The 9,732-nt window shown below is 68.6% G+C and carries 10 protein-coding genes; all 10 read right to left on the minus strand.

Going from position 1 to position 9,732, the window contains the following annotated elements:
- Positions 1–10: 10 nt before the first annotated feature.
- Positions 11–1,057, minus strand: a complete 1,047-nt coding sequence (bioB, locus tag P3W85_RS10455) for a biotin synthase BioB (protein WP_017225893.1) — start codon at positions 1,055–1,057, stop codon at positions 11–13.
- 59 nt (positions 1,058–1,116) lie between these two features.
- On the minus strand, positions 1,117–1,857 hold the full coding sequence (gene bioD / locus P3W85_RS10460; RefSeq protein ID WP_276264732.1) for a dethiobiotin synthase: 741 nt from the start codon (positions 1,855–1,857) through the stop codon (positions 1,117–1,119).
- Positions 1,854–3,068 carry an 8-amino-7-oxononanoate synthase gene (gene bioF, locus P3W85_RS10465; RefSeq protein ID WP_276264733.1) on the minus strand — a complete coding sequence of 405 codons (1,215 nt, stop codon included), beginning with the start codon at positions 3,066–3,068 and terminating at the stop codon, positions 1,854–1,856. Before bioF ends, bioD begins: the two co-directional genes overlap by 4 nt.
- Positions 3,058–4,587 (minus strand): aspartate aminotransferase family protein, encoded by a 1,530-nt coding sequence (locus P3W85_RS10470; protein WP_276264734.1) that lies wholly within the window; start codon positions 4,585–4,587, stop codon positions 3,058–3,060. The genes bioF and P3W85_RS10470 overlap by 11 nt, the downstream gene beginning before the upstream one ends.
- Before the next feature lie 285 nt (positions 4,588–4,872).
- Positions 4,873–5,748, minus strand: coding sequence for a dienelactone hydrolase family protein (locus P3W85_RS10475; protein ID WP_276264735.1), 876 nt, complete (start codon positions 5,746–5,748; stop codon positions 4,873–4,875).
- A 184-nt stretch (positions 5,749–5,932) separates the two neighbouring features.
- Positions 5,933–6,358, minus strand: coding sequence for a YchJ family metal-binding protein (locus tag P3W85_RS10480; RefSeq protein ID WP_017225696.1), 426 nt, complete (start codon positions 6,356–6,358; stop codon positions 5,933–5,935).
- Positions 6,355–7,044, minus strand: coding sequence for an HAD family hydrolase (locus tag P3W85_RS10485; protein WP_276264736.1), 690 nt, complete (start codon positions 7,042–7,044; stop codon positions 6,355–6,357). The genes P3W85_RS10480 and P3W85_RS10485 overlap by 4 nt, the downstream gene beginning before the upstream one ends.
- Positions 7,041–7,724 carry a 2-hydroxychromene-2-carboxylate isomerase gene (locus P3W85_RS10490; protein WP_276264737.1) on the minus strand — a complete coding sequence of 228 codons (684 nt, stop codon included), beginning with the start codon at positions 7,722–7,724 and terminating at the stop codon, positions 7,041–7,043. Before P3W85_RS10490 ends, P3W85_RS10485 begins: the two co-directional genes overlap by 4 nt.
- A gap of 112 nt (positions 7,725–7,836) precedes the next feature.
- Positions 7,837–8,967, minus strand: coding sequence for an acyl-CoA dehydrogenase family protein (locus P3W85_RS10495; RefSeq protein WP_017225693.1), 1,131 nt, complete (start codon positions 8,965–8,967; stop codon positions 7,837–7,839).
- A gap of 60 nt (positions 8,968–9,027) precedes the next feature.
- Entirely contained in the window at positions 9,028–9,708 is a 681-nt protein-coding gene (locus P3W85_RS10500; protein WP_276264738.1) for an SDR family oxidoreductase, read from the minus strand.
- Positions 9,709–9,732: the final 24 nt, after the last annotated feature.

Genomic DNA, 9,732 nt, shown 5'->3' on the forward strand with positions numbered 1-9,732 from the left:
CCCCGCTAGCTTACCCTGCGTAGCCCTCGGTGCGGATATCCAGGCGGGCCAGCAGTGCGCGATCGCGGTCCGCCTGGGGGTTGCCGGTGGTCAGCAGCTTGTCGCCATAGAAGATCGAGTTGGCGCCGGCCATGAAGCACAGCGCCTGCAGGGCGTCGTCCATGGCCTGGCGGCCGGCGGACAGGCGCACCATGGCGCGCGGCATGGTGATGCGCGCCACCGCGATGGTGCGGACGAACTCGAACGGGTCGATCGGCGCGACGCCGGCCAGCGGCGTGCCTTCGATCGCCACCAGGTTGTTGATGGGCACCGACTCGGGATACGGATCGAGGTTGGCGAGCTGCGCGATCAGCCCGGCGCGTGCCTCGCGCGACTCACCCATGCCGATGATGCCCCCGCTGCAGACGTTGATGCCGGCCTCGCGCACATGGCCGATGGTGTCGAGCCGGTCCTGGTAGGTGCGCGTGGTGATGACCTCGCCATAGAACTCGGGCGAGGTATCGAGGTTGTGGTTGTAGTAGTCCAGGCCGGCTTCCTTCAGGCGCTGCGCCTGCTCGGCTTCCAGCATGCCGAGCGTGACGCAGGTCTCCAGGCCCATCGCCTTGACCTCCTTCACCATCTCGATCACGGGTTCGAGATGGCGCTCCTTGGGGCTGCGCCAGGCCGCGCCCATGCAGAAACGGCCAGCGCCATTGGCCTTGGCCGCGCGCGCCGCCTCCAGGACTTCCTCCAGCGCCATCAGCTTGCTGGCGGTCACGCCGGCATCGTGGTGCGCGCTCTGCGAGCAGTAGCCGCAATCCTCCTCGCAACCGCCGGTCTTGATCGACAGCAGGGTGGACAGCTGCACGGCGTTGGCATCGAAATGCTCGCGGTGCGTCTGCTGCGCGCGGAACATCAGGTCGTTGAACGGCAGCGCGTACAGCGCGGCGACCTCGGCGACGCTCCAGTCGCCCGGCTTGGCGCCGGCGGCAGGCTCGGCAAAGCGGCGCGCGGTCTGGCGCAGGGTGTCGGCGGAGATGGTGGCGACGGTGTCGTCAGCGTGGGTAGTGGTGCTCATGATCGTTCTGGTTTCCGGTTTTATTGTGGCTTCGGTATCGGTATCTGCAGGAGGCGCGGTCAGGCCGCGGGGCCGGTTGCGCCGGCGCGGCAGGCGGACAGCAGAGGGGCCAGCGCGAGCTGGCTGGCGGCATCGGCCGGCGCGCTCTGCCACGGCAGCGTGCCGAGGCAAGGGACGCCCAGCGCGCCGCGCAGGGTGTCGATGTTTTCGTCGGCGAGATCCATGGCGGGATCGATGCGGTTGGCGATCCAGCCGGCCAGATGCAAGCCGCGGGCACGCACGGCTTCGGCCGTCAGCAGCGCATGGCTGATGCAGCCCAGGCGGATGCCCACCACCAGCAGCACCGGCAGGCCGAGCATCGCGGCGAGGTCAGCCGTATCCCAGCCGCCCTCTTCCCGCGGTGCGCCGTCGAGCGGCACGCGAAAACCGCCCACGCCCTCCACCACCACCGCGTCGGCTTGCGCCTGCAGCGCGGCAAAAGCGGCGCGGATCGGCTCGCGCGTGATGCGCGCGCCTTCGATGGCGGCAGCCAGGTGCGGCGAGGCCGGCGTGCGCAGCAGGAAGGGACAGGTGAGTGCCTGCGGCACATCGACCGCACTGGCCTCGCGCAGTTGCGCCACGTCATCGTTATGCCAGTGGTCGCCGCGCCACTCGCTGCCGCTCGCCACCGGCTTCATGCCGACCGCGCGATGGCCGGCGGCGCGCAGCGCATGCAGCAGCGTGGCGCTGGCGTGGGTCTTGCCGACGCCGGTGTCGGTGCCAGTGACGAAGCAGGCGATGGGGCCGCGCCGGCTCGTCATGCATCCCTCCGCGGTATCACGCTGCCGAGGCTGGCCAGCAAGCGCTCGACATCGGCCTGGGTATGCGAGGCCGACAAGGTGATGCGCAGGCGCGCCGTGCCGGCGGGCACGGTGGGCGGCCGGATCGCGCCGACGCGGATGCCGTCGGCCTCCAGCGCCGCGGACAGTGCCAGTGCCGCCATGTTGTCGCCGACGATCACGGGCTGGATGGCAGTGGCGCTTTCGCCAAGACGCCAGCCCGCGGCCCGCGTCAGGCTGGCGAGTCCGCCGCGCAGCGTACGGATCAGGGCGCCGAGTTGCGCGCGGCGTTGCCGCCCCTCCTCGCCCGCGATCAGCGCCAGGCTGGCGGACAAGGCATGCGCCACCGCCGGCGGCGCGGCCGTGGTGTAGATGTATTGCCGCGCGGTGTTGACCAGATGCTCGATGACGGTCTCGTGCGCGGCCACGAAGGCGCCGGCCACGCCAGCAGCCTTGCCCAGGGTGCCGATATAGATGAAGCGGGGCGACGTCAGGGCAAGATGTTCGAGCACGCCGCGGCCTTGCTCGCCCAGCACCCCGAAACCATGCGCGTCGTCGACGATGATCCACGCATCGTGGCGCTCGGCCAGGTCCAGCAGTTCGGTGAGCGGCGCGAGATCGCCGTCCATGCTGAACACGCTGTCGGTGACGATCAGCTTGAGCGGGCTGCTGCTGGTGCCCAGCAAGCCCTCCAGCTCGGCCACATTGCGGTGGGCGTAGCGCTTCACGTCGGCACGCGCCAGCCGGGCGCCGTCGATCAGCGAGGCGTGGTTGAGCTCTTCGCAGAACAGCGTGGCATCGGTGCCCCCCAGCGAGGTCAGCACCGCCATGTTGGCCATATAGCCGGTGCAGAAGTAGAGCGCCTGCGCGTGCGGGATGAACGGGGCGAACCACTCCGCCAGTTCGGTCTCGAGCCGGTGGTGGGCCAGCGAATGACCGCTGACCAGGTGGGATGCGCCGCTGCCGGCACCGTATTTCCGCGCGCCCTCGCCCATCGCTTCGATCAGCGCGGGATGATTGGCCAGGCCGAGGTAGTCGTTGCTGCAGAACATCAGCAGGGGATGCAGTTCGCCGCCACAGGCGTCGCTCACATCCTGGTGCGGCGCGCACGCGGAATGCGCGGTGCGGCGGCGGCGTGTCAGCGCCTGTTCATCGCGCTCGGCGGCGGCCAGGGTCAGGTGTTCAAGCAGCATGGCTTATCTCCTTGGGTGCGCCGGTACCGTTGCCGTCGCCATCGATCCTGTCGATGCCGCCGGCCAGTACTGCGTCTAGTGTGGTTTGCAGCCGGGTTGCCAGCCACTGCGCCATGCCGGCGTCGAACACATAGGGCGGCATGACGTACAGGGTGCGCCCGATCGGACGGATCAGCACGCCCTGCGCGCGCGCGATGCGGTGAAAGCGCGCGGCGAAGTCCCCGGCGCCATTCGGCATGCATGCCTCGCGCACGTCGGCGGCCCAGATCAGGCCACGCTGGCGCACGTGCTCCAGGCGCGCATCGGCTGCCAGCCCGGCCATGGCCTGCGCCAGCCACTGGGCGCGCTGGCGGTTCCGCGCCACCACGTCTTGCCTGGCGAACAAGTCCAGCGTTGCCAGCGCGGCGCGGCAGGCGAGCGGGTTGCCGGTATAGGAATGCGAGTGCAGGAAGCTGCGGGCGCGGTCCGGGTCCTGCGCGCCCGAGACAAAGGCTTGCTGGATGGCGGTGCGCGAGAGCACCAGCGAGAGCGGCAGGTAGCCGCCGCTGATGCCCTTGGACAGGCACAGGAAATCCGGCCACAGGTGCGCCGGCAGCGGCGCCTGGTCCTGTTGGTCCTGTTGGTCCTGCTGGTCCTGCCGTGCATCGCTTGCCTGGCTGCCGCCCCTGGCCTGCTCCCAGGCGAAGAAGGTGCCGGTGCGGCCACAGCCGACCGCGATCTCGTCGGCGATCAGGTGCACGCGGTAGCGGTCGCACAGGGCGCGCACGCCTTCCAGGTAGAGCGGATCGTGCATCGCCATGCCGGCGGCGCACTGCACCAGCGGCTCGATGATGATGGCTGCAATCTGCCCGCCACGCGCCTGCAACAGCACCTCGAGCTCGTCCAGCGCGCGCTGCGCCACCTGCGCCGCGCTCTCGCCCGGTGCGGCCTGGCGCGCATCGGGCGACATCGCCACGTGCGAGCGCATCAGCATCGGGTCGTAGGCATCGCGGAAGATCGCCACATCGGTGACCGCCAGCGCGCCCACGGTTTCGCCGTGGTAGCCGTGGCGCAGGCACACGAATTCGCGCTTGCCGGCCAGGCCGGTGTTGCGCCAATAGTGAAAACTCATCTTCAGCGCGATCTCGACCGCCGAGGCGCCGTCGCTGGCATAGAAGGCATGGCCGAGCGCGCCGCCGGTCAGGGCCGACAGGCGCTCGGCAAGCTCCACCGCCGGCGCATGCGTGCAGCCGGCCAGCATCACGTGCTCCAGCGTATCGAGCTGCTCGCGCAGCGCGGCGTTGATGTCGGGGTTGGCGTGGCCGAACAGGTTGACCCACCAGGAACTGGTGGCGTCGAAATAGCGCTGGCCGCCGGTGTCGTACAGCCACGGGCCTTCGCCGCGGGCAATGCCCAGCGGCGGCTCGCCGGCATCGGGCCGCAGCGGCGTGCACGGATGCCATACCGCGTGCTGGCTGCGTTCGCCGAGCGATAGCGGCGTCTGCGGCGCGGTGGGCGCGGAATTGGACTGGTCTTCCAAGGGAACCCTCCTTTGTTGTCCGCATGCCGGCCGGCTGCGCCGGCGGGAGCCTGGCGGGGCGGCACTTGCGCGCGGGTTGGGGAGAGTCATGGTAGGGAGCTCCCCGGCCAATTGGCAAACAGGACCGGATTTACACGTTGCACGCACGTTGGGCGACAAAGCACGGAGAAGCCAGCATCCACACGACATCGCGACGCCTGCATGCGCTTATCTTCACACCATGGCCCAATGCTGGCCGCGCGAGTTTCGAATCAACCGCGAAAAAAAACAGCCCCGTCCTGTCCTTTAAGGCTGCGGATCGAAGGGAAGCCCGATTTCCTTGAAAAACCGTGCCACCTCCGGCAGCCAGATCGGCAGGCCGGCCCGGCTGCCGAACAGCGCGTGCGAGTCGCGGGCGAAGGTCCCGTAATCCACCATGCGGGCATTGGCGGCGGCGCCATGCGCTTGCGCCCTGTAGGCGGCGAAGAACTTTTCCGGCAGCGGCTGCGGCCAGTAACTGTCGTTGTCGCCATACAGCCAGAGCGAGGGATAGTGCGCCCGCTTGCCATAGTCGGCGAACGCATCCTCCAGGTTGAACTCCCAGCGGTTGCACGATTCATCACGCAGCCCGCCGGCAAAATTGATCACGCCAAGAACGCCCGGGTAGGCAATGGTGCCGAAGGCCATGGTGGTCAGCCCGCCGTGCGACTGGCCAATCACAACGATGCGCGACTTGTCGACGTAGGACTGCCTGACCATGTAGTCAAGCGTAGCGACCACATCCTCGGCCTGCACAAGGCCGTTGCTTTCCACATTGCAGCCACCGCCGATATAAGCACCGCCGGACTTGGAAAAGCCCTGGCGCATCGGCACCACCACCGCATAGCCGCGCCTGACGAACTCGGCGCTCTGCGCGAGGTAACGCGCACGTCCCTGGAAGGCTGGCTTGCCGAGTGCCTTGCCGTGATTGATCACGACCAGGGGGAACGGGCCCTCGCCGGATGGCTTGAAGACGGTGGCCTCCAGTTCGAGCGAGAAAATCATGCCCGGCTTGGGGATCATCACGACCTGCTCCGCCGGCCTGGGGGTGGATGAGGGACCCGGCGCGGCGTCCTGCGCGAGCGCGGCGCTGGCCATTGCCGCCAGCATCACGACCAGAGCCAGCCGATGTATTCCTCTCATGATCGCTTGCTCCGTCGCCGCCCCTCGTCGTCCTTTGCCGTCCTTTGCCGCCCTTTGCCCGCTGCCTCTTGCCGTCCGCGCCTTCAGGCCGCGCGTTTCGGCAACGGGTGGCCCGGCATCGGCTCATACGGCAGGCAGCCGGTGTTCGCGGCGTCCCCGGTGTCGTCCGTTGTGGCCTTCGATGTCATGGCGTCTCCCCCAACATGTCCCCATCGACATAGAGCCAACGCGGCGCCTCCCCGGCAAGGCGCGGCTCGCGTACGAAACGGCTGCGCTCGTGCAGCCGCCAGGCGCGCCCGCCCACCTTGTAGCGCGCCACGAATTCCACCTGCGCGTGGGTCTCGTCCTGCTGCGCATGCGCCTTGACCGCCAGTCCGAGCCAGCGCGTGGCGGCGTCGGCAGCGAGATCGTCCGGGCAGGTGGACGGATGCCAGGTGTGGCGCAGCCAGTCCATGTCACCCAGCACATAGGCGGTGTAGCGCGAGCGCATCAACTGCTCGGCATTGCCGGGCAGCGCCTCGCCGCGATGAAAGCGCCCGCAGCAGGTAGCATAGTCGCCCCCGCCGCATGGGCAGGCGCCAGTGCCGGCACCGGACGCGCGCGCTTTCATCCGATCAGCTCCGGCAGCTCGCGCATATCGGCGAAGGTGCTGCCGGCGCCGGCCGCCAGCAGCGCGTCCGCGGCGTTGCGCGCGGCATAGCCGAACACGGTCATGCCCGCGGCAACGCCCGCGGTGATGCCGGTCGGGCTGTCCTCGATCACCGCGCAACGCGCCGGATCCACGTTCATGGTGCGCGCCGCCAGCAGGTAGACGTCGGGCGCGGGCTTGCTGCGCGCGACCTCGGTGGACGAGAAGATATGCTCGCGCTCATCCTGCCGGAACAGCTCGACCAGCCCGGTGCGGGTCAGCTGCAGCTTGACCTTGACGCGATCCGCGCCCGAGGCCACGCAGACGGGCAGGCCGGCGCCGGCAATCGCGGACACCGCCTCGCGCACATGCGGTACCGCCTGCACCTCCGCCTCCAGCACCGCATTGCGCCGGACGAACCAGTGCGACAGCCAGTTCTCGGGCAAGGGCGCGCCGCGCCTGCGCTCGATGTTCCCGAGCTCTTCGCGCACCGCGCGGCCGAGGAACCATTGGGTGGATTCTTCGAGCGAAATGCGGATGCCGAGCTCGTTGAGCATCTCGTTGAGCACGCGGTTGACAATGGGCTCGCTGTCGACGAGCACGCCGTCGCAGTCGAAAATCACGCAATCGAAACGGGGATGGCGCGGCGGCCTGATGCTGGCGTTCATGCGGGTTGTTTTTCCTTGCTGCTGTCTGTGTCGCTGTCCGGGTTGCTGCCCTTGCCGGGAACCGCGCGCAGTTCCGTCGGGCGCCGGCTCTTGAGATGCGCTTCGATCTGGTCGAAGCGGTCGAAGCCCCAGAACGGTTCGCCGTCGACGATGACGAAGGGCGAGCCGAACACGCCCTTGGCCATGGCCACCTCGATCTCGGCCTTGAGCTGGTCCTTGATCTGGAAGCTGCTGGCACCGGCATCCATGGCGCGCCCGTCGATGCCGAGCGACTCGGCCAGCTTCACCAGTTCGGCGGGTTCGGCGATATTGATGTCATCGACGAAGTAGGCGTGAAACACCGCCTTGGCGAACGCGGTGGCGATATCGTCGCCATGATGGTTCTGCAGCCACAGCACGGCGCGCGCGGCCTGCGTGGTGGGCAGCGGGAAGTGCGCCGGACGCTTGTACTCGATGCCGTGGAAGCGCGCCGTGCGCTCGAAATCGCGCCAGGCGTAGTCGCCCTTGAGCGGCACCTGCGGCAGCGGCGCGCTGCCGGTGGTCTTGAACACGACGCCGAGCAGGATCGGATGCCAGGCGACGATGCGCCCGTACTTCTGCGCCAGCTCGTCGATGCGCGTGCTGGCGAAGTAGCCGTAGGGCGAGGAGAAATCGAAGTAGAAATCGATGGCAGCAGTCATGGTTGGGGGCTCCTGGCCTCTGGCCGGGTGGGTTCAGTACGTTGGTGCTGCGATGTTACGCTGGTTCGGGGGCACGGGCGATGCGGCCGCCGCCCGGTGCCATCGGGCGCCATCAGGCCAGCGCCCGCGCAATCAGTATCTTCTGGATATCGCTGGTGCCCTCGTAGATCTGGCAGACGCGGACATCCCGGTAGATGCGCTCGACCGGGAAATCGTTGACATAGCCATAGCCGCCGAAGACCTGGATGGCGTCCGAGCATACCGTCTCGGCCATCTCGCTGGCGTAGAGCTTGGCCATGGCGGCTTCCTTCAGGCAGGGCCGCCCCGCGTCCTTGAGCGCGGCGGCATGCCATACCATCTGCCGCGCCACCTCGATTCTTGTCGCCATGTCGGCCAGGCGGAACTGCACCGCCTGGTGCGAGAACAGCGGCTGGCCGAAACTCTCGCGCTCCCTGGCGTAGGCCAGCGCCGCCTCGAAGGCTGCACGCGCCATGCCGATGCTTTGCGAGGCAATGCCGATGCGCCCGCCTTCCAGCCCGGACAGCGCCATCTTGTAGCCCGCGCCCTCCTCGCCCAGCATATTGGCCGCAGGCACGCGGCAATCCTCGAACAGGATCTGCGCGGTATCCGAGGAGTGCTGGCCGAGTTTCTCCTCCAGCCGCGCCACGACATAGCCGGGCGTGGCGGTGGGCACCAGGAAAGCGCTGATGCCGCGCTTGCCCGCGGCCTTGTCGGTCACGGCGAGGACGATCGCCACATCGGCGTTCTTGCCGCTGGTGATGAATTGCTTGACGCCGTTGAGCACGTAGTCGTCGCCGTCCCGTACCGCGCTGGTGCGCAGCGCGGCGGCGTCCGAGCCGACATGCGGCTCGGTCAGGCAGAAGGCGCCGAGCATCTCGCCGCGCGCCAGCGGCACCAGCCACTGCTGCTTCTGCGCCTCGCTGGCGAAAGCCATCAACATGCTGCACACCGGGCAGTTGTTGACGCTGATGACGGTGGAAGTGCCGCCATCCCCTGCGGCAATCTCTTCCAGGATCAGCGCCAGCGAGAGATAGTCGAGCCCGGCGCCGCCGTATTGTTCCGGCACGGCCACGCCATAGGCGCCGAGCCCGGCCAGCTCGCGGTGCACGGCCTTGGGGAAGACCTTGTCGCGGTCCCAGGCGGCGGCGTGCGGGGCGATCTCCTGCTGCGCGAACTGGCGCACGGCGTCGCGGATCATTTCCTGTTCTGGCGTAAGCAGCATGTCAGGTCATCAAGGTTGTTGCCACGGCAGGCATGCCGGGGGAGTCAGCGCACGCGGCGTTCACCACGGGATCACGCTGCCGTCGTAGTTGCGGAACGTGCCGTTGTCCTGGCGGGTCACGCCGGCGATCACACCGCGCATGCCGTAGACGCTTTGCTGCGGCGTGAGGTCGGCTTCCTTGCCGCCCATCTCGGTCTGCACCCAGCCGGGGTGGAAGGCCAGGCAGGTGGCATGGCGCGCGTCGAGCGAGGCCGCCTTCAGCGCGGCGTTGGCCGCAGCCTTGCTGACCCGGTAGAGCCAGCTGCGGTTGCTGTCCATGGTGCCGATGCTGCCCATGCGCGAGGCCAGCACCGCCAGCACGCCGCCCTTGCCGGAACGCCCGGTCTCGACCAGCGGCAGCAGCAACGGCAGGGCCATCATCGGCCCCAGCACATTGACGTGCATCACCTTGTCGAAGTCCTCGCGGGTCACGGGCTGCGCGCCTTCGGTGCGCGGGCCGATCACGCCGGCGTTGTAGATCGCCACGTCGATGGACTCGCCGTCCAGCTTCCAGCCCAGGCCGGCGACCTGGCCCGCGTCGGTCAGGTCGGCGCGCAGCGCTTCGGCGCCGAGTGCCTCGATGGCCTTGACGCCGTCGTCGCTGCGCGCAACGGCCAGCACCCGCCAGCCGTCGGCGCGGTACTGGCGCACGAATTCGAGACCGATGCCCCGCGAGGCACCAAGGATGAGAGCGGTTGGCAAGGCGGTACTCCTTTGTTCAACGTT

Origin of the sequence: Cupriavidus basilensis (assembly GCF_029335485.1) — a bacterium.
In the GTDB taxonomy this organism is placed as follows: Bacteria; Pseudomonadota; Gammaproteobacteria; order Burkholderiales; family Burkholderiaceae; genus Cupriavidus; species Cupriavidus basilensis_E.

Coding starts and splice junctions, on each gene's coding strand:
- bioB (WP_017225893.1), bottom strand. CDS start 1,057: ATGAGCACCACTACCCACGCTGACGACACCGTCGCCACCATCTCCGCC.
- bioD (WP_276264732.1), bottom strand. CDS start 1,857: ATGACGAGCCGGCGCGGCCCCATCGCCTGCTTCGTCACTGGCACCGAC.
- bioF (WP_276264733.1), bottom strand. CDS start 3,068: ATGCTGCTTGAACACCTGACCCTGGCCGCCGCCGAGCGCGATGAACAG.
- P3W85_RS10475 (WP_276264735.1), bottom strand. CDS start 5,748: ATGAGAGGAATACATCGGCTGGCTCTGGTCGTGATGCTGGCGGCAATG.
- P3W85_RS10480 (WP_017225696.1), bottom strand. CDS start 6,358: ATGAAAGCGCGCGCGTCCGGTGCCGGCACTGGCGCCTGCCCATGCGGC.
- P3W85_RS10485 (WP_276264736.1), bottom strand. CDS start 7,044: ATGAACGCCAGCATCAGGCCGCCGCGCCATCCCCGTTTCGATTGCGTG.
- P3W85_RS10490 (WP_276264737.1), bottom strand. CDS start 7,724: ATGACTGCTGCCATCGATTTCTACTTCGATTTCTCCTCGCCCTACGGC.
- P3W85_RS10495 (WP_017225693.1), bottom strand. CDS start 8,967: ATGCTGCTTACGCCAGAACAGGAAATGATCCGCGACGCCGTGCGCCAG.